The sequence below is a fragment of the Nocardiopsis tropica genome, assembly GCF_042660575.1.
Taxonomy (GTDB): Bacteria; Actinomycetota; Actinomycetes; order Streptosporangiales; family Streptosporangiaceae; genus Nocardiopsis; species Nocardiopsis tropica.
Genome location: NZ_JBHSUF010000004.1, coordinates 159,811 through 184,109 on the forward strand (window position 1 = coordinate 159,811; position 24,299 = coordinate 184,109).

Annotated in this window: 20 protein-coding genes; 11 read left to right on the top strand and 9 right to left on the bottom strand. The window is 75.1% G+C overall.

The features are described 5' to 3' along the window. Positions 1-6: 6 nt before the first annotated feature. On the bottom strand, positions 7-825 hold the full coding sequence (locus ACFQBR_RS08275; RefSeq protein ID WP_344180592.1) for a siderophore-interacting protein: 819 nt from the start codon (positions 823-825) through the stop codon (positions 7-9). 489 nt (positions 826-1,314) lie between these two features. On the opposite strand from ACFQBR_RS08275, the gene ACFQBR_RS08280 reads away from it, so the two are divergent. Together ACFQBR_RS08280 and ACFQBR_RS08285 are read left to right on the top strand one after the other, a co-directional pair. Then, positions 1,315-1,665, top strand: a complete 351-nt coding sequence (locus ACFQBR_RS08280) for a DUF3817 domain-containing protein (RefSeq protein ID WP_267949837.1) — start codon at positions 1,315-1,317, stop codon at positions 1,663-1,665. A 402-nt stretch (positions 1,666-2,067) separates the two neighbouring features. Then, positions 2,068-2,877, top strand: a complete 810-nt coding sequence (locus tag ACFQBR_RS08285; protein WP_344180594.1) for a peptidoglycan recognition protein family protein — start codon at positions 2,068-2,070, stop codon at positions 2,875-2,877. Positions 2,878-3,022: 145 nt separating this feature from the next. Here ACFQBR_RS08285 and ACFQBR_RS08290 read toward each other — a convergent pair whose 3' ends face one another. After that, complete coding sequence (locus ACFQBR_RS08290; protein WP_378552678.1) at positions 3,023-6,205, bottom strand: ATP-binding protein; 3,183 nt, start codon at positions 6,203-6,205, stop codon at positions 3,023-3,025. A gap of 107 nt (positions 6,206-6,312) precedes the next feature. On the opposite strand from ACFQBR_RS08290, the gene ACFQBR_RS08295 reads away from it, so the two are divergent. From ACFQBR_RS08295 to ACFQBR_RS08310, 4 genes are all read left to right on the top strand, one after another. Further along, positions 6,313-7,074 carry an SDR family oxidoreductase gene (locus ACFQBR_RS08295; protein WP_344180598.1) on the top strand — a complete coding sequence of 254 codons (762 nt, stop codon included), beginning with the start codon at positions 6,313-6,315 and terminating at the stop codon, positions 7,072-7,074. Positions 7,075-7,194: 120 nt separating this feature from the next. Further along, on the top strand, positions 7,195-8,085 hold the full coding sequence (locus tag ACFQBR_RS08300) for a LysR family transcriptional regulator (RefSeq protein ID WP_344180600.1): 891 nt from the start codon (positions 7,195-7,197) through the stop codon (positions 8,083-8,085). Between the two features lie 103 nt (positions 8,086-8,188). Continuing rightward, a complete protein-coding gene (locus tag ACFQBR_RS08305) occupies positions 8,189-9,274 on the top strand; it encodes an S-(hydroxymethyl)mycothiol dehydrogenase (protein ID WP_267949832.1) in 1,086 nt (361 codons plus the stop codon). After that, positions 9,271-9,903: an MBL fold metallo-hydrolase gene (locus ACFQBR_RS08310; protein WP_267949831.1), complete on the top strand. Its 633-nt coding sequence runs from the start codon at positions 9,271-9,273 to the stop codon at positions 9,901-9,903. Before ACFQBR_RS08305 ends, ACFQBR_RS08310 begins: the two co-directional genes overlap by 4 nt. 48 nt (positions 9,904-9,951) lie before the next feature. Here ACFQBR_RS08310 and ACFQBR_RS08315 read toward each other — a convergent pair whose 3' ends face one another. The 4 genes from ACFQBR_RS08315 to ACFQBR_RS08330 all read right to left on the bottom strand — a co-directional run bounded on the left by ACFQBR_RS08315 (position 9,952) and on the right by ACFQBR_RS08330 (position 14,802). Beyond that, a complete protein-coding gene (locus ACFQBR_RS08315) occupies positions 9,952-10,422 on the bottom strand; it encodes a GNAT family N-acetyltransferase (RefSeq protein ID WP_344180603.1) in 471 nt (156 codons plus the stop codon). Positions 10,423-10,559: 137 nt separating this feature from the next. Then, the gene (locus ACFQBR_RS08320) at positions 10,560-11,156 is read right to left on the bottom strand and encodes a DUF4352 domain-containing protein (RefSeq protein ID WP_344180605.1); all 597 of its coding nucleotides are present in this window, start codon (positions 11,154-11,156) and stop codon (positions 10,560-10,562) included. Positions 11,157-11,372: 216 nt separating this feature from the next. Then, a complete protein-coding gene (locus ACFQBR_RS08325; protein ID WP_378552685.1) occupies positions 11,373-13,955 on the bottom strand; it encodes a M14 family zinc carboxypeptidase in 2,583 nt (860 codons plus the stop codon). A gap of 301 nt (positions 13,956-14,256) precedes the next feature. Further along, positions 14,257-14,802 carry a hypothetical protein gene (locus tag ACFQBR_RS08330; protein ID WP_344180609.1) on the bottom strand — a complete coding sequence of 182 codons (546 nt, stop codon included), beginning with the start codon at positions 14,800-14,802 and terminating at the stop codon, positions 14,257-14,259. Positions 14,803-15,528: 726 nt separating this feature from the next. Between ACFQBR_RS08330 and ACFQBR_RS08335 the strand changes: the two genes are divergently transcribed. From ACFQBR_RS08335 to ACFQBR_RS08350, 4 genes are all read left to right on the top strand, one after another. Next, positions 15,529-16,719: a multidrug effflux MFS transporter gene (locus ACFQBR_RS08335; RefSeq protein ID WP_378552836.1), complete on the top strand. Its 1,191-nt coding sequence runs from the start codon at positions 15,529-15,531 to the stop codon at positions 16,717-16,719. A 59-nt stretch (positions 16,720-16,778) separates the two neighbouring features. Then, a complete protein-coding gene (locus ACFQBR_RS08340; protein ID WP_344180613.1) occupies positions 16,779-17,297 on the top strand; it encodes a pyridoxamine 5'-phosphate oxidase family protein in 519 nt (172 codons plus the stop codon). 121 nt (positions 17,298-17,418) lie between these two features. Then, positions 17,419-17,628 carry a hypothetical protein gene (locus tag ACFQBR_RS08345; RefSeq protein WP_267949824.1) on the top strand — a complete coding sequence of 70 codons (210 nt, stop codon included), beginning with the start codon at positions 17,419-17,421 and terminating at the stop codon, positions 17,626-17,628. Positions 17,629-17,808: 180 nt separating this feature from the next. Next, positions 17,809-18,564: a methyltransferase domain-containing protein gene (locus tag ACFQBR_RS08350; protein ID WP_344180615.1), complete on the top strand. Its 756-nt coding sequence runs from the start codon at positions 17,809-17,811 to the stop codon at positions 18,562-18,564. Between the two features lie 345 nt (positions 18,565-18,909). On the opposite strand, the gene ACFQBR_RS08355 is transcribed toward ACFQBR_RS08350, so the two are convergent. Further along, positions 18,910-20,148: a cytochrome P450 gene (locus ACFQBR_RS08355; protein ID WP_344180617.1), complete on the bottom strand. Its 1,239-nt coding sequence runs from the start codon at positions 20,146-20,148 to the stop codon at positions 18,910-18,912. 216 nt (positions 20,149-20,364) lie between these two features. Next, complete coding sequence (locus tag ACFQBR_RS08360; protein ID WP_352982781.1) at positions 20,365-20,448, bottom strand: cittilin family RiPP precursor; 84 nt, start codon at positions 20,446-20,448, stop codon at positions 20,365-20,367. Between the two features lie 557 nt (positions 20,449-21,005). On the opposite strand from ACFQBR_RS08360, the gene ACFQBR_RS08365 reads away from it, so the two are divergent. Further along, on the top strand, positions 21,006-23,297 hold the full coding sequence (locus ACFQBR_RS08365; RefSeq protein ID WP_344180619.1) for an exo-beta-d-1,3/1,6-glucosidase: 2,292 nt from the start codon (positions 21,006-21,008) through the stop codon (positions 23,295-23,297). A gap of 158 nt (positions 23,298-23,455) precedes the next feature. Here the strand turns inward: ACFQBR_RS08365 and ACFQBR_RS08370 are convergent, their stop codons facing one another. Beyond that, the gene (locus ACFQBR_RS08370; protein ID WP_344180621.1) at positions 23,456-24,277 is read right to left on the bottom strand and encodes a hypothetical protein; all 822 of its coding nucleotides are present in this window, start codon (positions 24,275-24,277) and stop codon (positions 23,456-23,458) included. Positions 24,278-24,299 lie beyond the last annotated feature (22 nt).

Consider the following 24,299-nt stretch of genomic DNA (forward strand, 5'->3'; position numbering starts at 1 on the left):
GCCTCCCTACTCGTCGTCGTCCTCCGCGTGGTGGTCGAGGTTGGAGGTGCCCCGGCGCCAGTAGCCGTCGACCTCGCAGGTCGCGTTGCGGACGAACCCGCGCTCCTTGAGCAGGCGGCGGATCGGCTTGAGGGTGTTCGCCTCGCCGGCGGCGTACACGAACCCGTCCCCCTCGGGCAGTTCGAGGGAGCGGAACGCCTCCAGCAGCAGGTCGGTGGTGCCGGGCTCGGCCCCTCCCCGGTGCAGCCAGGTGATCCGGGCCCCGGCGGGGGCTTCGAGCTCCTGCTCCTCACCGGCGTCCACCACCTCGAAGAACGCGAACACGCGGGCGTCGGCGGGCAGTTCCTCCACGTAGCGGGCCGCGGCGGGCAGCGCCGTCTCGTCCACCAGCAGCACGTGGTGGTCGAACTCCCCGCTGATCCGGGCGGTGCCGCGGGGGCCCAGCACGCCCAGCTTGTCGCCGCGCCGGGCGGCCTGCGCCCAGCGTCCCGCCGGGCCGTGGTCGTGGGCGACGAAGTCGACGGTCAGGCGCAGGGCGCCCGTGTCGAGCGCGCGGACGGTGTAGTCGCGGAACACCGCGCCGGGGGCGCGGAAGTTCAGGCAGCGGTCGTCCTCCACGACGGGCAGGACGTGCCCGCCCTCGTCGTTGGGGAACCACAGCTTGACGTGGTCGTCGAAGTTGGCGCTCTCCATCCCGGCGAGGTCGGGCCCGCCGAGGTGGACGCGGATCATGCGCGGGGTGACGCGCTCGACGTCGGCCACTTCGAGGACGCGCGGCTTCAGCGGGTACCTCTGGACGCGGCGCTCGTGGGTCGGGGTGCTCACTGCTTCTCCTCGGTGGTGTGGTTCCGCCCTGGGCGGAGACTGCGGCGGGAACGGGCGCGGGCGGCTCGGACGCCCGACCTCGGAACACCGCTGAGGGTAGCCTTGCCTAAACCCTGTTCCTCGCCCGGGGGCGGCTCGCGGGGTGCGGTCGACCGCTCCGCGCGGAGTGCGGCCCGGCCCGGCGGGTTCCGGCGGTCCGGGCACGGCGGCGGGGGCTCCGGCCGAGGGCGCGGAGCACCTCCGGGACGGGCGCCCCGCACGGAGACGTCACCTCCCCGAAACGCAGCGGGGGCGCGGCGCCCGCCGTCCCCGCGGACGCACACCCGGACACGGCCGGGGCCGCACGCCCCGCGGGGGCGGAGGACCGCCGTGCCCGACCGACGGACACCCGAAGACGGACATTCCACATCATGTCCTAGCCTGGAGACCCATCCCGGCCCACAGTGCCGAGATCCGCCGTGTCCAGCGAGAACGAGTCCGAGGAACAACGTGAACATCAGTCCCCGCGTCACAGCGACCGTCTTCCGCGTGGTGGCGGTCTTCGAGGCCTTCACCTGGGCCGGCCTCCTCGTCGGCATGGGGTTCAAGTACCTCGGGAACGGCAGCGAACTGGGCGTGCAGATCTTCGGCCCCCTGCACGGCGGGGCGTTCATGGTCTACGTGGCCGTCGCCCTGGCCGCCGCGCTCCACCTGCGCTGGGGCGTGTGGCCGACGCTGGTGGCTCTGGCCGCGTCCGTTCCTCCCCTGGGCACCCTCCTCGCCGACTGGTGGCTGCACCGCAGCGGGCGCCTGACGGCCGGCGCGAAGGAGCGCGACAGGGCGCCCGAGCCGGTCGCCTGAGACCGCACCGACCCCGCGGGGCCCGGTGGGACCTGTGGTCCCACCGGGCCCCGCGCCGTTCCCGCGCCTCCCCCGACCTCGGGTTCCGCGTTCCCGCCGTGTCGCGCAAGGGGTGGGCGGACACCGGTCGCGGTCTTTTCGCCAATGGCTTCGGAAACGACAGGGAAATGTCGGGCGAATGACAACGGGGAAACCTGGAAACCCGTCGGTGACGCCATCGCGCACCCCGCGCGAAAGCCATTCGCCCTACACCCGGGATGGGACTTCTGACTACGGGGGCAGGTGGTTTGCATTCTGACCGGAAGCGGACAGAGAAATCTCCGGGTCACCCTTTGCGCACGGTCCGTGGTCCGTGTTCTTTTATGAACTGGCAAGTAACCACCCCCCACGAAGGGTCCCCCCATGCCACACACCCACCCGTCCGGACCGGATCGGCGCACCATCCTGCGCGGAGCGGCCGCGGCCTCGGGAGTCGCCGTCCTCGGCGGCGCGCTCACCGTGGGCGGCGCCACGAGCGCCTCCGCCCAGGCAGCCCCCTCGTTCCTGTACTGGCGGGGCGCCTGGAACGCCCGGCCGCCGTCGAGCCCGATCCAGGTCCTGGCCCAGCGTCCGAGCTACATCGTGGTCCACCACACCGCGACGCCCAACAGCACCAACTACTCGCTCGACCACGCGCTGGCCCTGTCCCGGTCGATCCAGAACTTCCACATGGACAGCAACGGCTGGTCCGACTCCGGGCAGCAGCTGACCATCAGCCGGGGCGGCCACGTCATGGAGGGCCGCGACCGCACCCCGGAGGCCGTCGGGGCGGGCCACCACGTGGTGGGCGCCCACGTCGCCAACAACAACAGCACCTGCATCGGGATCGAGAACGAGGGCACCTACATGACCACGGGGCCCACCCAGGCCCTGACCAACGCCCTCGTCGCCACCCTGTCCTGGCTGTGCGGGGCCTACGGGCTCAACCCCCAGAGCGCGATCCGCGGACACCGGGACTTCAACGCCACCGCCTGCCCCGGGGACGTGCTGTACGCGATGCTCCCCGACCTGCGCAACGCCACCGCCTCCGTGCTCACGGCCCAGGGCGTGGACCTCGGCGCGCTGCGCGAGCCCTCCGGTGAGGGGCCGACCTTCCCGCCCGTGCCGGAGGACGAGCCGCAGCGCGAGTTCTACCACGGCCCCGGCCGGGGACCCGACGACTTCACCCGCTGACCCGGCGCGAGAACGCCTCCCCGTTCGGCGTCGCTCGTGCGCGTCTGCCGGCGGTGCCCGCCGTCCCCCGGCGGGCACCGCCCCTCCCCGGGCCGTCCCCACTCCCGTTCCCGGCCCGGGCCGCCGTTTCTCCCCGTGCCCCCGCTCAGCCGGCGCGGGACCCCGCCCGGATGCGCTCGGTGATCCGGTCGACGTCCCAGCGCTCGGCCGGGGGCAGCGGCATGCCGACCCCGTCGCGCAGGGCGCGGGCACGGTCCAGGAGTTCGGCCGCGGCCCCGTGCTCCCCCGCCAGGGAGCGCGCCCCGGCCAGCCCCTCGAGCGCGAGGGCGACGGCGCGGGGGTCGCCGCCGCGCTCGGCCTCGCCGAGCCCCTGCCGGTGCAGGTCGAGGGCCTCGGCGGCGTCACCGCGCTGCTCGGCGACGAACCCCAGCTGGGTGAGGATGAAGGCGGTCCCGATCCGCCCGTCCACGCGCCGGTTCCACGCCAGGCGGCGGCGCAGCGACCGCTCCGCCAGGTCGAGGTCGCCCCGGCGGCGGGCGGTCAGCGCGATCCCCGCGTCGGCGAACTGCTCGGCCACCGCGTCGGAGTGCTCCTGCGCCACGCTCAGCGCCCGGGAGTGCAGAGTGTCGGCGCGGTCAAGGTCGCCCTCCAGGAGGGCGATCCTCCCCAGGCCGGCCAGCTTGAGGGAGACCGTGCGCCACAGGCGCAGCTCCTCGGCGATCCGCAGCCCCTCGGTGTGCCGGGCGGCGGCGTCCCCGAAGTCCCCGAGCGCCTCCGCCGCCTGGGCGAGGACGTCGGAGGCGTGGAGGACGCCCCACCGGTCCCCCAGCCCGCGCAGGACGCGTTCGCCCTCCGCGGCCAGGCGCAGCGCCTCCGCCGGGGAGCCCTGCACGAACGCGGTCCGGGCGAGCCCCACCCGGCAGACGGCGGCGCACCAGGGGTCCCCCGCCTCCAGCGAGGCGGCGAGCGCCTCCTCCGTCCGGCGGGTCGCGCGGTCCAGGTCGCCGAGGCCCCAGCGGGTGAGCTCCGAGAACCAGGCCAGCCGGGCGCGCTCGGCCGGGTCACCGACCCCGGCGAGGTCCTCGTCGGCGGCGGCGCGCCTGCTCCGGTCGTCCTCGGACCCGGGTGCGGACAGGGCCGTCCGCCACACGACGGCCCGGGCCCGCGCCTCCCCGCCCCGCAGCGTCCGGTCCGGGGAGGGCGCGCCCGCGACCGGGCCGGCCCCCGCGCAGAGCGCGGCGTCCAGGGCGTCGCGGGCCTCCCCGGTGCGTCCGCGCAGGTAGCGGTACCAGCACAGGGCGTTGGCCAGGCGGGCCGCGAGGTGGGCGTCGCCCTCGCCGACCGCGAACTCCAGGGCCGCGCGCAGGTTCGCGCTCTCGCGGTCCAGGCGCTCCAGCCAGTGCCCCTGCTCGGGGCCGCGCAGGAGCGCGTCGGCGCGCTCGGCCAGGTCGGCGAAGTGGGCCGCGTGGCGGGCCCGGGTCCTTCCCGCCTCCCCGGCCTCCTCCAGCCGTTCGAGCGCGTACGCGGCCACCGACTCCAGGAGGTGGTAGCGGGTGCCCCCCGGACGGTCGGCGGCCACGACCAGCGACCGGTCGACGAGGGAGCCGACCAGGTCCAGCACCCGGGCCCGGGGGACGCCCTCCCCGTCGGAGCAGACCTCCTCGGCGGTGTCCAGGTCGCATCCGTCCGCGTGCACGGCCAGGCGGGAGAGCACGGCGCGCTCGGGGGCGTCGAGGGGTTCCCAGCTCCAGTCGATCACCGCCCGCAGGGTGCGCTGCCTGGCGGGCGCGTCGCGGCGGCCCACCCCCAGGAGCGCGAAGCGGTCGTCCAGGCGGGCGGCGAGGTCGGCGGCCCGCATGTGGCGCAGCCGGGTGGCGGCCAGTTCGAGCGCGAGGGGGATGCCGTCCAGGCGGCGGCACACCGTGGCGACGGCGGGCGCGGTGTCCGCGTCGAGGGCGAACCCGGCGACGGCGGCCTCCGCGCGGGCGGTGAAGAGCCGGACCGCGCCGGATCCGGCGAGGGCCTCGGGCGTGTCCGCACCGGGTCCGGGCACGTCCAGCGGGGGGACCGCGAACAGGTGCTCGCCGGTCACGTCGAGGGGCACCCGGCTGGTGGCGAGGATCCGCAGGCCGGGGGCGGAGCGCAGGAGCCGGGAGACCGCGTCCGCGACGGGGGCGACGACGTGCTCGCAGTTGTCGAGGACCAGGAGGGGGCCTCCCCCGCGCAGGAGTTCGGCGACCCTGTCCAGGAGCCCGGGGCCGGCCCCGTCGTCACGCACCCCGAGGACGGCGGCCAGCGCGGGGACGGGGTCGCCGTCCGGGGCGAGTCCGGCGAGTTCCACGAACCGCACGGTGTCCGCGGGGTCCTGCGCCGCCACCGCCAGGGCCAGCCGCGTCTTGCCGACGCCGCCGGGGCCCGTGAGGGTGACCAGGCGCCGGTCCGCGACGAGGGGGCGCAGCGCCCGGAGCTGGACGTCGCGTCCGACCAGGTCCCCCACGGGCGCCGGCGGGAGCCCCGTGCCCGGGGGCCCGGGGCGCCGCGGCCCGGGGTCCGGCGCCGGGGCGTCCGCCGGGCCGCGCGGCGGGTCGAGGGAGGGGTCCTGGGCCAGGACCGCGCGGTGCAGGGCCGCCAGCTCGGGCCCGGGGTCGATCCCCAGCTCGTCGGCCAGCCGGGCGCGGAGCCGCTCGTGGGCGGCGAGCGCCTCGCCCTGGCGGCCCGCGCCGTAGAGGGCCCGGATGTGGGCCGCGTGCAGGCGTTCGCGGTAGGGGTGGCGGGCGGCCTCCTCGGCCAGCTCGGCGACGAGCGCGGGGTGCTCGCCCAGTTCGAGGCGGGCCAGGGCCCGCTCCTCCACGGCGGTCACCCGCAGCTCTTCCCACCGGGCGGCGGCGGACAGGGCGGGTTCGGCGTCCGAGAACTCGGACAGGACCGGGCCGCGCCACAGGCCGAGGGCCCGGGTGAGCAGGTCGGCCCTGCCGCGCGGGTCGGCGGCCGTGCCCGCCCGGCGGACCAGGTCCTCGAACCGGGCGGCGTCGAGGTCGTCCGCCTCCAGCAGGTAGCCGGGGGCGCGGTGGCGGACCAGGGCGCGGGCCCCGGGCTCGGCGCGCTCCAGGTCGCCGCGCAGCTGGGAGACCCGGGCCTGGAGGACGGCGGAGGGCCTGGCCGGCGGGCGGTCGCCCCACAGGTCCCGGACGAGGCGGTCGGCGGGGACCGGCCGTCCGCGGGCGAGCAGCAGGGACGCCAGCAGGGCGCGGACCTTGGCGTCGCCGATCCTGACGGGCCCGCCGTCGTCGGTCCACACGGCCAGCGGCCCCAGCACCCCGAATCGCATGTGCCAACCGTAGTGTTCCCGTGGGGGACCCGTGGCGGCCGCGGCCATCGTGGTGGTCACACGGGGAGGCCGCCGGGCCTCCCCACGGGAGACACCTGGCGGGAAAGATGAGCGAGTACAGCGGCAAGCGCGCAGTGGTGATCGGCGGGACGCACGGAATGGGCCTGGGCGTGGTCGAGGACCTCGTCGCCGGAGGGGCCCGGGTCCTGCTGACCGGGCGCAACGAGAAGAACCTGGAGGAGGCGCGCGGCAGACTGGGGCCGGACGTGCACGTGGTGCGCGCCGACGCCGCCGACCGGGCCGACACCGAGGCGCTGGCCGAGATCGTGGGCTCCGCCCTGGGCGGGATCGACTTCCTCCACGTCAACGTGGGCACGTCGGAGTTCAGCCCGTTCACGGAGGTCACCGAGGAGTCCTACGACCGGATGTTCGCGGTCAACACGAAGGGGGCCTTCTTCACGGTGCAGCGGCTGCTGCCGCTGGTCGCCGACGGCGGGTCCATCGTGTTCACCACGTCGGTCACCAACGTGACCGGGACACCGGGGATGAGCGTGTACACCGGCACGAAGGCGGCCGTGCTGGGGTTCTCGCGGGTTCTCGCCTCGGAGCTGCTGCCGCGCGGGATCCGGGTGAACTCGGTGGCGCCGGGTTTCGTGGACACCCCCTCCATGGGGGTCTCGGGCCTCACGGAGGAGACCAGGGCCGAGTTCATGAGGGTCGGCGACGAGGCCACCCCCATGGGACGGCACGGCACCGTGGCCGAGGTCGCGCGGGCCGTCCTGTTCCTGGGATTCGGGGCCACCTTCACCTCCGGCGCGGAGATCCCCGTGGACGGCGGCCTCGGCCTGGGCCTGAGCACGTCCCTCTAGCGTCGCGCCCGGGAGCGCGGCCGGTGCGACGCGGCGGGCCGGCCGCCGCGACCGCCCGCCCGGCGGGCCGGGCCCCCGCTCGCGGTCGGCCCGGCCCCCGGCGCTCGTTAGGCTGGCGCCGTGGAGCTTCGACAGTTGAGACACTTCGCCGCGGTGTGCGAGGAGCAGCACTTCACCCGCGCCGCCGAGTACCTCGGCATCACCCAGTCCGGCCTGTCCGCGTCGATCCGGGCTCTGGAGAGGGACCTCGACGCCCAGCTCCTCCTGCGCACCACCCGGCGCGTGAGCCCCACTCCGACCGGCCGCCTGCTGTGGGCCGAGGCCCAGCGCATCCTCTCCGCCGCGGACGGGCTCAGGGACCTGGTGGCCGACGGCGACGGCGTGCGCGGCACCCTGGCCCTGGGCACCGAGCAGTGCATGGGGGTCGTGGAGGCCGCACCCCTCCTGCACTCCTACCGCTCGCTGCACCCGCAGGTGGCGATCAACCTCCAGCAGGCCGCCACGGGCCAGCTGATGGACCAGGTGCGGGCCGGACTGCTGGACGCGGCCCTGGTGGCGGGCCCCCTCGAGGGCGAGGGGGGCACGGACCTGCTGCGCATCTCGGAGGAGCCGCTGATGCTCCTGGCCGGTCCCGACCACGCGATCGACGCGGGGGACGTGCTGGCCCAGCTGGAGCGGGAGGACTACGTGGACCTGCACCCGGGGTGGGGCGCGCGGGACTGCGCGGACCTCGCGTTCGCCGAGTTCGGCATCACCCGCAGGGTGGCCCTCCAGGTCAACGACGTGTACACCCTCCTGGACCTGGTGCGCCGCCGGATGGGGGTGGCGGTCGTGCCGCGGCCGGTCGTGGACAAGCCGCAGGCGGCCGGGCTGCGGAGCGCTCCCCTGCCCGGCGGCACGCGGTGGCGGGTCGGGCTGGCCACGCCGCGCGGCTCCCACCCCTCGGGCGCGACCCGCGCTTTCCTCGACCTGCTGCGCGAGGAGCACCCGATTGATGACTCCCACGCGTGAATCCCACTCTTCTCACATGTTGGACATGTGTGAGCCCGGTGCGGCATGGTGGCGGGAGCGGAGCCCGCCGGCTCCGGCCAACAGCCACGTCTTGGGAGCCCAGATGTCTCAGCGGGTACAGGGTGTGATCTCCCGTGCCAAGGGAGCACCCGTCGAACTGACCACGATCGTCGTCCCCGATCCGGGCCCCGGGGAGGCAGTGGTCCGGGTCCAGGCGTGCGGGGTGTGCCACACCGACCTGCACTACCGCGAGGGCGGCATCAACGACGAGTACCCGTTCCTGCTCGGCCACGAGGCCGCGGGCGTGGTGGAGTCCGTCGGCGAGGGCGTCGTCAACGTCCGGCCCGGCGACTACGTCGTCCTGAACTGGCGCGCGGTGTGCGGTGAGTGCCGCGCCTGTCGGCGCGGCCGCCCCCAGTACTGCTTCGACACCCACAACGCCACCCAGAGGATGACCCTGGAGGACGGCACCGAGCTCTCCCCCGCCCTGGGCATCGGCGCCTTCGCCGAGAAGACCCTCGTCGCCGCGGGCCAGTGCACCAAGGTCGACCCGGAGGCCTCACCGGCCGCCGCCGGGCTGCTCGGCTGCGGGGTCATGGCCGGGATCGGCGCCGCCGTCAACACCGGCGGGGTGACCCGCGGCGACTCCGTCGCGGTCATCGGCTGCGGCGGCGTGGGCTGCGCGGCCGTCGCCGGGGCCCGCCTCGCGGGGGCGAACCGGATCATCGCCGTGGACCTGGAGGACCGCAAGCTCGAGCAGGCGCGCGGTTTCGGCGCCACCCACACGGTCAACGCCTCCGCCGCGGACCCCGTCGAGGCGATCCGCGAGCTGACCGGCGGTTTCGGCGCGGACGTGGTCATCGACGCGGTCGGGCTGCCCTCCACCTACGAGCAGGCGTTCTACGCCCGCGACCTGGCGGGCACCGTGGTCCTGGTGGGCGTGCCCACGCCGGAGATGCGCCTGGAGCTGCCGCTGCTGGACGTGTTCGGGCGCGGGGGCGCGCTGAAGTCGTCCTGGTACGGCGACTGCCTCCCCTCGCGGGACTTCCCCATGCTCGTCGACCTCCACCTCCAGGGCCGCCTGGACCTGGGCGCCTTCGTCAGCGAGGAGATCGGCCTGGGCGACATCGAGGAGGCCTTCGTCCGCATGGAGCGCGGCGACGTCCTGCGTTCGGTGGTGCGGCTGTGAGCGGCGCGCGCGTGGAACTCCTGACCACCTCCGGTGTGTTCGCCCTGGACGGCGGCGAGTGGGAGGTCGACAACAACGTCTGGCTGGTCGGTGACGACGAGGAGGTCGTGGTCGTCGACGCGGCCCACGACGCCGACGCGATCCTGGCTGCGGTCGGCGGTCGCAGGGTCGTGGCCGTGGTGTGCACGCACGCGCACAACGACCACGTCAACGCCGCCCCGGCGGTGGCCGACGCCGTAGGCGCCCCGATCCTGCTGCACCCCGACGACCGGGTGCTGTGGGACACGACCCACCCGGACCGCGCCCCCGACGGGGAACTGGCCGACGGGCAGACGGTCGCGGTGGCCGGGACCGGGCTGCGCGTGCTGCACACCCCGGGCCACGCCCCGGGGGCGGTGTGCCTGTACGCGCCGGAGCTGGGGACGCTCTTCAGCGGGGACACTCTCTTCCGGGGCGGGCCGGGGGCGACGGGGCGGTCCTACTCGGACTTCCCGACGATCGTGGGGTCCATCCGCGACCGGCTGCTGACGCTGCCCCCGGACACGGTGGTGCGCACCGGGCACGGTGACTCGACGACGGTCGGCGAAGAGGCGCCCCACCTCCAGGAGTGGATCGACCGGGGCCACTGACGGTGCGGAGGGGTTCGCGGCCCCGCCCCTGCGGCGGGGCCGTCCCCCTCACCGGTCGAGGACCATCTCCCCGACCACCTGTCCGCCCATCACCCGTCCGGTGGGCCGGAACCCCGCACCCAGGTAGAAGCCCTCGGGTCCGCCCCCGCCCGGCACCCACATCACCGTGAGCCTCCGGTTCCCCCGCACGCGCGCCTCGGCGGCGACGGCCCCGACCGCGAACCGCCCGTACCCCCTCCCCTGCGCGTCCCCGGCGATGTTGAGCCGCCAGATGCCGCAGCGGAAGTCCGGCTCCTCCTCGTCGGGGGCGAAGTTGGCCATGACGAAGCCGACGGCCTCGTCCCCGTCCATGACGAGGCGGGGCCAGGCCGTGGCGCGGGAGGCATAGGCCTCGGCCAGGGAGCGCTCCACGGGGGCCACGAAGGCGTTCTGGTCCTCGCGGACCTTCACCCCGAGGGCGGCGTCGACGTTCGCGGGGGTGATCTCCGCGAGGCGGAGCGAGGGGGCAGGAGTGGTCATGGCAGGCACCCTAGGGCGGCTGCGCCCGGACACCACGGATTTTCCAGGCGGGTGCCTCCCGCCCGCCGCCCCGGACCGCGGGGCCCGGCGGCCGGGTTCCCTCCCGGGCTCCCGGGACAGCCCGGGTCGTTGGGCCGTCAGTCCACCTGGACCACCAGCGGGCCCTCCGTCGACAACGTGTCCGTCACCTCGACCTCGGTGATCTCGGTTCCCTCCGGCACGTCCACCGCAGCGGTCCCGGAGACCTCGTTGCCCGGGTTGATCTGCTCCAGGAACAGGGAATCGGCTGTCAGGGACCCGCTCGACGAGTGGGTGTTGCCCTCGGAGTCGACGAGGCTGATCGCCGAGCTGTCGAAGGTCGTGGCCTCGGTCCCTGTGTTCTCCACGGTGAGGTCCACGATCGCGTACTCGCCCTGCGCCGTCTCCTGGGAGAACTCGTCCCCGTAGGTGGCGGCCGTCTCGATACCGTTCACGGTCACCTCCCACTGGCCGACCGTGCCGGGCTCGCCCATGCCGACGGACTCGGCCTCGCCCGCGTCGTCGGCCGGCTCCCCGCCGGATCCTCCGGCGAACAGCGACACCGTGCAGGCGACGCCCAGAATGATCACCAGCAGCGCGGCACCGCCGCAGCCGAGCAGGACCCAGGGCCAGGCCTTCCTCTTCTGCGGGGGCGGTGGCTGTCCGGGAGGCGGCTGCTGAGGGTACTGAGGTCCACCCGGCGGTTGTTCGTACATGGCGCACTGCTCCCCCGCGGGAAGGTCCGGCCCGGACAGGCAGAATTCCCTCCCTCCTTCAAGGGTCACTCATCCGCCCGGAGAAAGAGGGCTCATTACGCCAAAGGCTTTCCGTGCTGAGACCGACGCCTTGACAATTTCCGGGCAAGACCGGGATCCCCGGGCGACCGCGCCGCCCCGGAGTCCTCCTCCGGGGCGGCGCCGGTGCGGGCGGGCTCAGCCCTCCTGGGCGAGCGAGCTCCAGTAGAGGGCCTGGGCGACCTGCCCGAAGAGGCCCTTGGGGTGGTTGCGGAACAGCGGCTCGGTGCCGAACAGCACCACGGACGCGCCCCGCTCCGCGACACCGCTGACCACGGAGGCCCGTCCGGCTGCGGCGTCCTGGCCGCCCTCCCCGTTCGCGTCGGCACGCCAGTGCCCGGCCACGAGCGGCCCCTCGGCGGCGTAGGACTGCTCGACGGACACGTCCTCGCCCAGGTCGGTGAACCACCCGGGCGAGTACACGAACGAGTGCCCGCCCGTCCCGGCCAGCACCCCGTCCCCTGCGGTCACGGCCACCACGCCGTTGGCGTCCGGGCGTCCCGCATGCCTGACCACGTCCAACAGACCGGCCTGGTCGTTGAAGCGGGCGCCCGTCGGGCCCCTTCCCACCACTCCGCCGTGTTCCAGGAACGCGTCCAGGTCCGCGCGGGCCTCCGCGTCGAGGTCGGCGTGGACCAGCCCGCTCGACACGTAGAGCACGTCCACCCCGGTCCAGTCGAACCCGTCGTTGAGCACGCGCGTGGACACCGGTTCGACGTCGAACCCCATCCGGTCGAGGGTGAACAGCTCGTCGGCGGCGCCCGCCACGGCGACGGTCGGCGCCGACAGCGCCTCGCCCCCGCCGTCCTCCGCCCCGGCGAAGACCGCCCCGTGGCGGTCGGAGACACGCTCGACGGCGCCGGCGGCCGACGCGGGGACGAGCACACTGCCCCGCCCGCTCCACGCCACCTCGACGCCGTCGGCGAGCAGGGCGTTGAGGGCCGCGGCCTGGGCCCCGTCGTCCAGTGCCAGCTCCCAGCCGTGCCCGCCCGCCTCGTCCACCCGCCCGGAGGGGGCGGCCGCCGCCACGGGCGCGGTGTCGGCCCCGACCTCGGTGTGGAGGGCGTCGACCCGCGCCCCCCACAGCAGCCCGTGGCTCCATCCGGAGATGTCGTACATCGCGCCGATGTCCTCGCTGATGTCCCGCCCGTCCTCCAGGAGGACGTTGGCCATGCCGCGCTTGGGCTGGTGCATGTCCACCACGTACGTCCCGGCGCCGTAGGAGGTCCCGCCCGCCTCGAAGCCCTCGTTCGCGCGTTCGACGACCACGTCGTTGGCGACGAGCAGGTCCACGAGGCGGGCGGCGGCCGGACCCTCCGCGGGGATCGCGTAGGCGCGCGGGAACTCGGTGGTCCACACGTCCTCCGGGTCGAACCCGGGCACCCACCCCTGCGGGGGCACGACCTGCTCCTCACCGGCCGCGCCCCGGCGGAACACCTCGATCTGGTCGCCGACGAGCTCGTCGCGGTTCTCCCCGACGTAGGCCAGCGTCGCCCCGATGGTGGCGGCGGAGACGTCGGTGTTGATCGCCGAGCGGCGCCGCAGCTCCTCCTCGTCCAGGTCGTCGTAGGCGGCGTTGTTGACGCGCATCGGGAACTCGACCGTGGCGGAGGAGACCGCTCCCTGGTAGGGCGCGTACATGGGGGTGAAGATCGGCGGCCAGTCGTCCCAGCCGTCCTCCCAGTCGCGGAAGGGGATCTGCGGGGGCTCCACCCCGTCGTCCTCGGGCGTGTACCCGAGGTCGAGGACGGCCTCCTCCATGTTCTCCGCGTTCGCGTACGTGTGCTCGATGTAGAGGTCGTACTCGTAGTTCTGGCCGTGCGGGGGCGTCCCCGGCTCGATGAGGGTGCCGTTGACGTACCCGTGCTGGTCGAGCAGGACCAGGGGCTGGGTGTCGATCACGACCTGGCGCACCGCCGCCGTCTCGGGCTGGGAGACGGTGACGAAGTCGCGGTTGAGGTCGAAGCCGCGGCTGTTGGCGCGCTGTCCCGCCACGCGGCCGTCCGGGTTGGCGGTCACCACGAAGTACAGCCGCGTGCTCTCCAGCAGCTCCTCCGTCGCCTCGTCCGTGCCGGTCGCGAGCTCCTCGATGACCCGCAGCGACGCGTCCGTGCCCTCCCACTCGTTGCCGTGGATGTTGGCGTTGACGAGCACGGGGGCCTTGTAGCGGTCGGGCAGGGTCCTGTCCCGGGCGGCCCGCGCGGGGTCCTGCGAGATCAGCTCGCGCATCCGTCTCTGGTGGTCGGACTCGGCCCGGTTCTCGGGTTCGGTGACGGTGACCAGGTACATGTCGCGGCCCTGCACAGAGGTGCCGACGACCTCCGCGCTCACCCGGTCGGAGGCTTCCTGGAGTTCGTTGAGGGCGGGCGCGATGCCGTGGTAGGGCATGAGGCCGAGCCTGACCGAGTGGTCGTCGGGGTCCTCCGGCGGCTCAGGGAGTGCGGTCCGCCTGGGGTAGGGGGCGTCCGGGTCCACCCCGGCGGCGGCCGGCGGAGCGGCGAACGCGTGCGGGGCGGCGCCGGCCAGGGCCTCCGCCCCGGCGGCCCGGTCGTTGCGCTCGGAGCCGTTGGCGGCCTCCCCGCGCGGGACGGGGTCGGCGGACGCCGCGCCGGGGGTGGCGAGCAGGCCCGCCGCGAGGACGGCGGCCAGTGTGCCGGAGAGGGCGGACCGGGGGCGGGGGCGGGGGCGGGGGCGGGGGCGCGGCTGAGGGGGCTGGTGCACGGGGGCTCCTCCTGGGGGTCCCCACCGTTCCTACCGACACGGCCGGCGCCGGACAAGACCGTCATAAGTGAAATTCCTGTTTCGCTCGGCGGCGCGCGTGCTCCCCGACCCTCCCGACCGGCCGGGCACGGCCCCGGCGGCGGCACACGGGCGCGCAAACCCGACCGGGCGCCGGGAGCAGGCGTCCGGGCTCACGCGGGCACACGTCCGGCCCTGCGGGGTCGCCGTCGAGGAGCCCGGCCCACGCGCCCCGGGCTCCCCCCGCCCGGCGCCGACGCCACCCTGGTCCGCCTGCCCCCGCCTACTCGACGACGCCGGAGAAGAACACGACCTCGTGCGCGAGCTCCGCGTCGCCGGGTCTGGAGAGGCCCAGTAGGAGCAGGAGTCCGTACTCCTCGGCGGGCATCTCGCAGGCGGGCTCCAGGACGCCGGCGGCGCCTGGCTGGATCGTGCCTGGCCGCTCGTGTGCGTCCCCGTCGAACGCCTCGTCGTCGCCTTCGACGCCGCCGGTGCAGAACCAGTCGATGCGGTCGATCCGCACCGGGACGTCACCGTCGTTGGTGAGGGCGACGGTGAACGTGACCCTGTCCCGACCGCCGCTGTCTCCGAGGACGTCCTCGTCGGGCCGCTCGACGTCGGACAGCCCCACGGACAGGCCGTCGTCCCAGGTGTGGGTGTCCCCGATCTCGAGGAGGACCGGCATCGCCTCCCCCGGGGCGGGCAGGTCGGGCTCCATCTCCTCCATGGACTCGAAGGAGTACTCCACCGGGACATCCTCGGCGCAGGCGCTGAGGCCGGGGGCGAGCAGGACGGCGGCCGCGGAAGCGGCGAGGGCGGTGGGGCGCACCGGGGCTCCTGGGGGGCGTCGGCTCACGACACGACGATCGGGATCGGGAGCGCGACCGTAGCAACCCCTGGAGACATCGGTGTGCAGAACGGTGGGAAACGGGCCAGGGATCCCTGGACCGGGGCCGCGCACGACGGGATCCGCGAGCACGCCCCCCGGCGTGGGTGGAGTTCCCCTTGCGGCGCCACAGGCCGTGCCCCGCACCGCCGCCGACGGCGGTCCCGACCCGTGGAAGGGCCCGCGCCGGGGCCGGCGAGAGGGCTCCGGCCGCGCGCTGCCCCGGAGGCCGCCGCCGGGCCGGCCGCCACGCCCCTGACCACGGCTCGCCGGCCCGCGCCGCGGCCCGCATGGCCGCCGTCACAGTCCTCCGCAACCCCGTCCCACACAGGGGTTCTCGCGACGTAACGCGGATCACGCGGATCGCCGGGTAAAGCCGGGATTGCCGAGCGCAGGTCGTGTGTTGGTGCCGGGAGTATCCCCACGTGGGACTTTCTTGACGGTGCCCCGCCCGAAGGCGGTTCACGGCGCCCGAGCACCTTCCCGGTTCTCCCTGTCCTTGACCTTTCCTGTGCTGGAGCCCCTGTGACCCTTCTTTCCGTGCGCCCGAAGCACCGCGCCCCGGAGACCGCCGCGACCGACGAGGCGACCCCGGTCGTCCGCGCCGACGCGACCGACGTCCGGGACGCCGCCCCTCGCGGCGCGGACCGGAGCACGCGCCGCCGCACGCTGCTGCTCGTGCTCGTCCTGGGCGTGCTGTCCGCCCTCGGCCCGCTGGCCACCGACCTGTACCTGCCCGCCCTGCCCCAGATCTCCGCCGACCTCGGCGCCAGCGAGTCGAGCGTCAAGCTCACCCTGACGTCGGTGATGGCCGGTCTCGCCCTGGGACAGCTGGTCATCGGACCGCTCAGCGACCGGTGGGGGCGCCGCCTTCCGCTCCTCGCGGGGATCGGCGTGTTCACCGCCACGACGCTCGCCATCGCGATGGTGTCGAGCGTGGAGGCGTTCAGCGCGCTGCGCTTCCTCCAGGGGCTGTCCGCCGCCGCCGGACTGGTGGTCTCGCGGGCGATCGTGCGCGACGTGTTCGACGGCGACGCCGCCGCCACCTTCTTCTCACGGCTCGTGCTGCTCGCCGGGCTGGCGCCGATGCTCGGCCCGGTCCTGGGCGGCCAGCTCCTCTTCTTCGGCCCCTGGCAGCTGCTCTTCGCCGTGCTGGGCGCCGCAGGCCTGCTGTCCTTCGGCCTGGTCCTGTTCGGCCTGCCCGAGAGCCTGCCGCGCGAGGAGCGCCAGCGGGTCAGCCCGCGCGCGCAGATGCGCGTGTTCGGCAGCCTGCTGCGCGACATCCGCTTCACGGGGCCCACGCTCACGCTCGCGCTGAGCTTCGGCATGAGCTTCACCTACATCTCGACGTTCTCGTTCGTGTCGCAGTCGCGGTTCGGTGCGAACGCCCAGGAGTTCAGCCTGGTGTTCGCGGTGACCACCCTCGGGATGATCCTCGGCAACCAGCTCAACGCGTTCCTCATCCCCCGGGTGGAGATCCACCGCCGGCTGATCCTCGGCCTGGTCGGGTCGATCCTGTCGGTGGCGGGCCTGGCGCTGCTGGACACCGCGGGCCTCGCCGACCTGGTGACGGTGACCGCCGCCCTGTTCGTGATGATGGTGTTCACCGGCCTGGTGTCGCCGAACGCGACCGCGCTGGCCCTGAACGGGCAGCCGCCCCAGGTCGCCGGAAGCGGCTCGGCCCTGCTGGGCTCGCTCCAGTTCGCGATCGGGTCCGGCCTGGCCGCCACCGCCGGGCTGTTCGGCCCGGTGACGCTGTCCAGCATGACGGTGGTCATGTTCGCCACTGCCGTCGGCGCAGCCGTGGTCTTCGCCGGGTTCGCGCTGCGCGTCCGGCGCACCGCGCCCGCGGCGGCGTGAGTGTCGGCACCGCCCATTACCCTGGTCTGTTCACGCCAGAGAGCCCAGAGGAGTGTGTCGTGTTCGCTTTTCCGGATCCCAAGGCCGAGTCCCTGACGAGCGGACCCCCCGGCGTGTGGTCGGAGGTTCTCCCCCACCTGGTGGAGACGGCCGGGACGTACTGGCTGACCGTGTCCCGCGCGGAGGGCCCTCCGCACACGCGGCCGCTGCTGGCGGTGTGGGTGGACGGCCAGCCCTGCTTCGCCTCGGGGCAGTCCTCGGCCAAGTCCCGCCTGATGGCGTCCTCGCCCGACGTGAGCCTGGCGTTCGGCACGGGCCGGATGGACGTGGTGGTGGAGGGGACCGTCGAGGCGGTGCTGGACGCCGAGCACCTGGACAGGGTCGCCGCGGCGTACGCCGAGCGCTACGGGTGGGCCCCGGCCCCCGGGAACGGCGAGCTGACCGGCCCCGAGGGGGCGCCGACCGCGGGTCCGCCGCCCTACCGGGTCTTCACCGTCACGCCGTCGACGGTGTTCGCGTTCCCCGCCGACGAACTGCCGCACGGTCCCACCCGGTGGCGCTTCGACGTGTGGCCCTGAGCCGGTCGCCGGGCGGCGCGGCACCGCCCGGCGGGCGAAGCAGGTGAGACGCCCCTCCTCGCGGGTAGGTCCCTGGCGAAGCAACGCCGCCTCGTCAGCTCACCCCCCTTGGAGGCAGAGAGTGCGCGTGAAGATCGTTCTTTCGACGCTGGTCGTCCTGTGGCTTCTCATCGGCCTGATCGCCGCGTTCCAGCGCGGCCTGTTCGGCGCGGACGAGGCCTCGTGCTCGAACCTCGGGCACACCGTGGGCACGGTCTTCGTCGGCCCCCTGAACTACGTGGGGGTCAACCCGACCATCGAATGCCCCGAGCTTCCCGAACCCTCCGAATGACCCCTGGTCCGCTGCGCCCCGTCCGCCACCGGCGAGCGGGGCGCAGCTGTGCGCGGACGCCCCGTGTCCCGGCGCGCGGAGCGCACGACCGGCGCCGCGACGCCGCGGGCGCGGCCGGGGTCGTGCGGGAGGGGCGCGGGGGTCTTGCCGTCCGGTCGGCGGGGCCGCACAATCCCTTCCATGCGGACCTCAGAACGGTCGGACACCGACCGGCTCCTGGCCAGGCTGGACCGGTTCGACCTGACGCCCGCGGCGGTGCGGCTGCGCTCGCGCGCGCGGGAACTCCTCCGCGCGGGGCCGGGGGACACGGTCGTGGACGTGGGCTGCGGGACGGGACGCGCGGCGGCGGAGATCGCCGCCGAGGGGCCGCGCGTGGTCGGTGTGGACCTCGACCCGCGCATGCTCGGCGCCGCCCGCCGGCGCCACCCCGGACCGGGGTTCCTGCGCGGCGACGCCTACGCGCTCCCCCTGCCCGACGGCCGCGTCCAGGGGTACAGGGCGGAGAAGGTCTACCACTCCCTCGGTGATCCCGCGCGCGCCCTGGCCGAGGCCCGGAGGGTCCTGGTCCCCGGGGGCCGCGTCGTCCTGCTCGGCCAGGACTGGGAGGCGTACGCCGTGGACTCGGCAGACCCGGTGCTGACGCGCGCGATCGTCTCCTCGTACGCCGACGGCATGCCCGACCCCCGCGCGCCCCGGCGCCAGCGCGCCCTGCTGCTGGAGGCGGGCTTCGGGGACGTGGAGGTGGAGGGCAGCGTGCTCCTGTTCACCGACGCCGGTGTCCTGCCCATGCTCACCGGCCTGGCCTCGGCGGCCGTGGCGGCGGGAGCGGTCCCCGCGGATCAGGCGGCCGCGTGGGCGGACGAGCAGCGCGAGCGCGCCGGGACGGGGCGGCTGTTCGTCGCCATCCCGTTCTTCCTGGTCTGCGCCCGGCGCTAGGTGTACCGGAGGTTGGTGACACCCGCCCCGGCCGACACAGGCGAAGAGGGCCTCGGTACCGGTGTGGATCGCGCCGTCCACCCCGACCACCGAAAGGCCCTCGACGCCCCACACCGCCAACGCCCGGCGCCGGCCCGCCGCGTGGTCGACGACGGCCGTCCGGGCGCCACCGGGCCGAACGTCGCACACCGTCCCCGGTGGGGCCTCCGGACGGCCGTCCGCCCGGAGGCCCGCGAGGACGCTCCCCGGCGGAGCGGGAGCCCGGACCGGCCGCACCCGGTGGGCGCGGAGCTCGGGGCGGGGCCCGGCGCCCCGGGGCCCGACGGCGCAGGGGAGCCGGGGCGGTCAGCCGCGCCGAGGCTTCCGGACCACCGCGCGCACCCCGCGGGGCTGGAGTGCCAGGGCCGGGCGCGGCCGCACCGCCTCCGGCGCGACGGGTTCCAGGCGCACGCGGGCGCACAGCTCCCCGGCGATCACCTCCACCTCGCGCAGGGCCATCGACGCCCCGATGCATCCGCGCGGCCCCGCCCCGAAGGGGAAGTAGGCGTAGCGGTGGGAGGGCCCGCCCGCGAGCCAGCGCTCGGGGCGGAACTCGCCGGCCCGGGGGAACCACCGCTCGTCCCTGTGGGTCACCCACGGGCTGAGCCCGAGGACGGTCCCGGCGGGGAGGGTGTGGCCGCCCGCCTCGAACGGCCGCACGGTCTCCCGGCTGATGACCCACGCGGGCGGGTAGAGGCGCACGGCCTCCTTGGCGGCGGCCCGGGCGAACCCCTCCTCGTCCATCCGGGCGTTCGCCTCCGGGTGCGCCCCCAGGAGGTGGAGGAGCCAGGTCAGCGCGTCCGCGGTGGTCTCGTAGCCCGACATCAGCAGGGTGGCCAGCTCGTCGCGGACCTCCTCGAAGGGCGGGTCGTCGGCGAGGAGGGCGTCCAGGGCCGTCCCGGCGCCGTCGTCGCGGTGTTCGCGGATCATCACCGCGAGCGCGTCGTCCAGGTCGCGCAGGGACCTCCGCAGGTCGCGGTTGACGCGGGTCGGCAGCCAGGCGGGCAGGCGCGGGGACGACGTGAGCCGCATGATGGCGGCCACGGCGCCGGCCAGGGCCTCGCCGTGCTCCCCGGGTTCGCGGCCCGCGATGTGGGTGGCGCCCACCAGCATGGCCAGCCGGGACATCTCGTGGTGCACGTCGACGGTCTGCCCGTCCGTCCACGATCCGACCGTGCGGGCGACGCCCTCCCGCGCGGCCTCCTCCAGGTGTGCGAGGCGTTCGCTGCGGAAGGCGGGACGGAGCCGGGCGCGCTTGCGCTCCCAGTCCGCCCCCTCGCTGTTCATCATGGCGCGGGGGAAGCCGGTGGGCCCCCGCCGGGTGCCTTCGCTGATCTTGACGACGTTCTCGCCCCGGTCGACCAGGACGCGGCCGATGTCCTCGGGGTGGGCCAGGAGCACGTTGGAGGAGCTCAGGGAGACGACGTCGCCGAACTCGCGCACCGCCCCGGTGAGGAAGCCGAGCGGGTCCAGGGCGTAGTCGGCGGCGTTGGCCGTGCCGCGCCCTCCCCCGGGTCCCGGAGGGGCTGTGTGGGTGACCGTCATCGGGACCGTCCTGGGAAGGCGGTGGGCCCGTGCCCCGGAGGATCGGCACGGGCCCTGGGAGCGGCGGGGGGTCGGGACGCCGGGGCCGTGTCCGCCGGACCGCGGTCCGGGGTCGGTGCCCGCGGCGTCCCGGAGGCTCCGGGACCCGCGCTTGGGGGGTCCGCGGGTGTGTCGGGGGCCGGGCGGACCGGGGCGCGGGTCCGGGGAGGCGGCGGCCTAGTAGTAGATGTAGGGACGGGTCAGGCGCTCGCTGTCGACGATGCCCAGCCTGGCGGCGATGCGGTAGGCGACTTTCCTCATCGGTTCGTTCCCTCCTGCGGGGTTTCCCGGTGGCTCCGGGCGACCAGCTGAACACTACGCGGGCCCCCGGCGGCCGAGGCAGTGGCGGAGAGGTGAGCGATCACAGGTGCGGAGGTAAGCCGGGGGTGGCGGCGCGGACAGGCCCGCCTCGGGGCCGCACGGCGCCCCCGACGATGCGTCGGCGGGGACCGGGTGCGCGGGCGGGCCGGTGGCCGCCCCAGGCGGACTCGCCGCCGTGGAGCACGGGGACCGGGCGCGCGGGCGGGCCGGTGCGGGGCCGCGCGTCCGCCCGCCCGTGGTACCCGGTACGTTGCGGCCCCCGGTTTGACGCGGGTGGCGGTGGCTGCCGTAGCGTACGACCGTACGCGGACCGCTCCTCACCGCGGGGCGGGGCGCGTCCCCGTCACGAGGGTGTCGGAGGGGCCCGTGTTCGCGGGGGAATCCCACGAGCCGTGCCCATGGGAGCGTTCCCATGGCTGTCCGTGACAGCCTCCCGCCATGCCGACCCGCACCCTCGACCAGACCGCGCCCAGCCGACGCCGCAGGAGAGAACCCCGTTGAACGCACCCCTTCCCTACCTCGACCCCGCGCTGGGCCACGCCGAGCGGGTCGCCGACCTCCTGGGACGCATGACGCTGCCCGAGAAGGTCGGCCAGATGCTGCAGCTCGACGCCAAGGACGGGGTCCGCCCGCTCATCGAGGACATGCACGCGGGCTCGATCCTGCACACCTCCCCCGAGCGGGTCCTGGAGGCGGCGGCCCTGACCGGGCGGACGCGGCTGCGCATCCCCCTCCTCGTCGCCGAGGACTGCATCCACGGGCACTCCTTCTGGGAGGGGGCCACGATCTTCCCGACCCAGCTCGGCATGGCGGCGACCTGGGACGCCGGGCTCGTCGAGAGGGTCGCCCGCACCACGGCCGTCGAGGTCGCCGCGACCGGTGTCCACTGGACGTTCTCCCCGGTGCTGTGCATCGCCCGCGACCTGCGCTGGGGACGCGTCGGCGAGACCTTCGGCGAGGACCCCTTCCTCATCGGCGAGATGGCCTCGGCGATGGTCAGGGGCTACCAGGGCGAGGGGCTGGAGGACCCGACGGCGATCCTGGCGTGCGCCAAGCACTTCGCCGGCTACTCCGAGACGCAGGGCGGACGCGACGCCAGCGAGGCGGACATCTCGCGGCGCAAGCTGCGCTCGTGGTTCCTGCCCCCGTTCGAGAGGGTCGCCCGCGAGGGCTGCCGCACCTTCATGCTCGGCTACCAGTCCATGGACGGCGTGCCGATCACGGTCAACGACTGGCTGCTCGACGAGGTCCTGCGCGGCGAGTGGGGGTACACCGGCACGCTCGTGACCGACTGGGACAACGTGGGCCGCATGGTGTGGGAGCAGCGCGTGTACGCCGACCACGCCCAGGCCGCGGCGGCCGCGGTCCGCGCGGGCAACGACATGGTGATGACCACGCCGCAGTTCTTCGAGGGCGCCCAGGAGGCGGTCGCGCGGGGCATGCTGGCCGAGGCGGAGATCGACGCCGCCGTCGGCCGCATCCTCACGCTCAAGTTCGAGCTCGGGCTGTTCGAGGACCCGCGCCATCCCAGTCCGGAGCGCCAGGCCGCGGTCATCGGCGCACGGGAGCACACCGACCTGAACCTGGAGGTCGCCCGCCGCTCCCTGGTCCTGCTGGCCAACGACGGCACCCTGCCCCTGGACGGGGGGTTCCGCGCCGACGCCTCCGGGCGGGCCGACGCCGCCGCGGACGCCCCGGCGCGCACCGTCGCCGTGGTGGGGCCCAACGCCGACGACCCCCACACCCAGCTCGGCGACTGGGCCGGCGCGTCGGGCCAGGTGGACTGGCTTCCGGACGGCCACCCGCGCGGGATGGTCCGGACCGTCCTGGACGGCGTGCGCGACCACTTCCCGCAGGGATGGAAGGTGCGGCACGCCCGCGGCGCGGACATCCTCCGCCTCGCCCCGGACCCGGAGGGGGAGTTCTTCCCCGACGGCCAGCCGCGCCCCCGCGTCGTGGTCCCCGCCGAACCCGACGGGCGGATGATCGGGGAGGCGGTGGCGGCGGCCGAGGACGCCGACGTCGTCGTCGCCGTGGTCGGCGACCGGATCGAGCTCGTGGGCGAGGGCAGGTCGACCGCGACCCTCGAACTCGTGGGCGGGCAGGTCGCGCTCCTGGACGCCCTCGCCGCGACCGGGACCCCGATGGTCGTCGTGGTGGTCGCCTCCAAGCCGCTGGTGCTGCCGGACTCCGCGCTGGACGCCGCCGCGCTCGTGTACGCGGCCAACCCGGGCATGCTGGGCGGGCGCGCCGTCGCGGAGCTGCTGCTCGGGCTGGTGGAGCCCTCGGGCCGCCTGCCGATCTCCTTCGCGCGGCACGCCGGCCAGCAGCCGACGTTCTACAACCAGGTGCGCGGCCAGCACGGCGACCGGTACGCGGACCTCACGCAGCGCCCCGCGTTCGCGTTCGGCCAGGGACTCTCCTACACGACCGTCGAATACGCGGACCTGCGGATCCCCCGCCCCTGTGTCGGGCCCGGGGACACCGTCCGCGCCCGGGTCACGGTGGCCAACACGGGCGCCAGGCCCGCGCTGGAGACCGTCCAGGCCTACGTCTGCGACACGGTCGCGTCGGTGACGTGGGCGGAGAAGGAGCTCAAGGCGTACCGGCAGGTGCGTCTCGAACCGGGCGAGTCCCGTGTCGTCGAGATCGAGGTGCCGGTGGCCGACTGCACGATCGTGGACGCCTCGGGCGCACGCGTGGTCGAACCGGGCGGGTTCGAGCTCCTCGTAGGCCCGTCGTCGCGGGAGGAGGACCTGCTCCGCGCGGGCTTCACCGTGGAGGCCTGACGCCGGTCGGGGGCGGCGCGCCGGTCCCGCCGGCGGTGAGGCCCCCGCGCCCGCCGCACCCGGTCCTCGCGGAGCGGGCGCGGCGGGCGCCGCGGGGCGTCCGGGAACAGACAGCCCCCGATGGCGCGGCGGGCCCCTCTGCCATCGGCGCGCAGGGCTCAGGCGTCCCGGCGGGTGAAGGCCGCCGCCGCCACCGCCACGGACACCGCGGTCCACACGGCGATGACGAGCAGCGCGGGCAGGGTGGGCAGGAAGCCCTCCGTGCCCGGGACGGCCATACCCGCCACGCTCTCGGACGCGGCGCCGACCATGTGCCGGGGAACGTTCTCACTCCACCAGGGACCGAAGAAGCGGGCTCCCACGACGGGCAGCGTGCTGAGGAGGACCACGAGGCCGAAGGCCCCCGGGGCGCTGCGCAGCACGACGGCCGCGCACGCGGCCAGCAGGGACTGGGAGAACGCGGACACCGGGATGTAGAGGAGCACGGCGCGGAGCATGCCCGGGTCCGAGAACCGGACGGGGGCCTCCCCCGCCGCCGCCAGGGCCGCCTGGGTGAGGGCGAAGTTGGCCAGGGAGACCACGAGCCCGCATCCGAGCGCGAGCGCCGCGACGATGGCCAGCTTCGCGGCGAGGGTGCGCCCGCGGCGGGGGGTCGCGGCCAGGGTGAGGGCGACCGTCCCGTTGCGGTGCTCGGAGGCGACGACATTGGCGGCCAGCGCGGCGAGAACCCACACGCCGAGCGTGCTGCCGAAGAAGATCACGCTGTACCGGCCGTCCTCCTGCTCCCGGGCCATGGCGGCGGTATCGCCGAACACCGCCATCAGCAGGGTGATGCCGAGCGTCAGTGCGACGGCCACGACCAGGATCGTCCGGTTGGAGGGCAGGGCCCAGAACTTGTACCACTCCGATCGGAGCGCCGCGGCGAACCCGGGAGGCCGTCGGCCGGTCGCGGGAGCGGTCGGCCCGGTCGCCGTGGTCATGGTGTTCTCCTCATGGGTGTGG

Coding starts and splice junctions, on each gene's coding strand:
- ACFQBR_RS08285 (WP_344180594.1), top strand. CDS start 2,068: ATGCCACACACCCACCCGTCCGGACCGGATCGGCGCACCATCCTGCGC.
- ACFQBR_RS08290 (WP_378552678.1), bottom strand. CDS start 6,205: ATGCGATTCGGGGTGCTGGGGCCGCTGGCCGTGTGGACCGACGACGGC.
- ACFQBR_RS08295 (WP_344180598.1), top strand. CDS start 6,313: ATGAGCGAGTACAGCGGCAAGCGCGCAGTGGTGATCGGCGGGACGCAC.
- ACFQBR_RS08305 (WP_267949832.1), top strand. CDS start 8,189: ATGTCTCAGCGGGTACAGGGTGTGATCTCCCGTGCCAAGGGAGCACCC.
- ACFQBR_RS08315 (WP_344180603.1), bottom strand. CDS start 10,422: ATGACCACTCCTGCCCCCTCGCTCCGCCTCGCGGAGATCACCCCCGCG.
- ACFQBR_RS08320 (WP_344180605.1), bottom strand. CDS start 11,156: ATGTACGAACAACCGCCGGGTGGACCTCAGTACCCTCAGCAGCCGCCT.
- ACFQBR_RS08350 (WP_344180615.1), top strand. CDS start 17,809: ATGCGGACCTCAGAACGGTCGGACACCGACCGGCTCCTGGCCAGGCTG.
- ACFQBR_RS08355 (WP_344180617.1), bottom strand. CDS start 20,148: ATGACGGTCACCCACACAGCCCCTCCGGGACCCGGGGGAGGGCGCGGC.
- ACFQBR_RS08360 (WP_352982781.1), bottom strand. CDS start 20,448: ATGAGGAAAGTCGCCTACCGCATCGCCGCCAGGCTGGGCATCGTCGAC.
- ACFQBR_RS08370 (WP_344180621.1), bottom strand. CDS start 24,277: ATGACCACGGCGACCGGGCCGACCGCTCCCGCGACCGGCCGACGGCCT.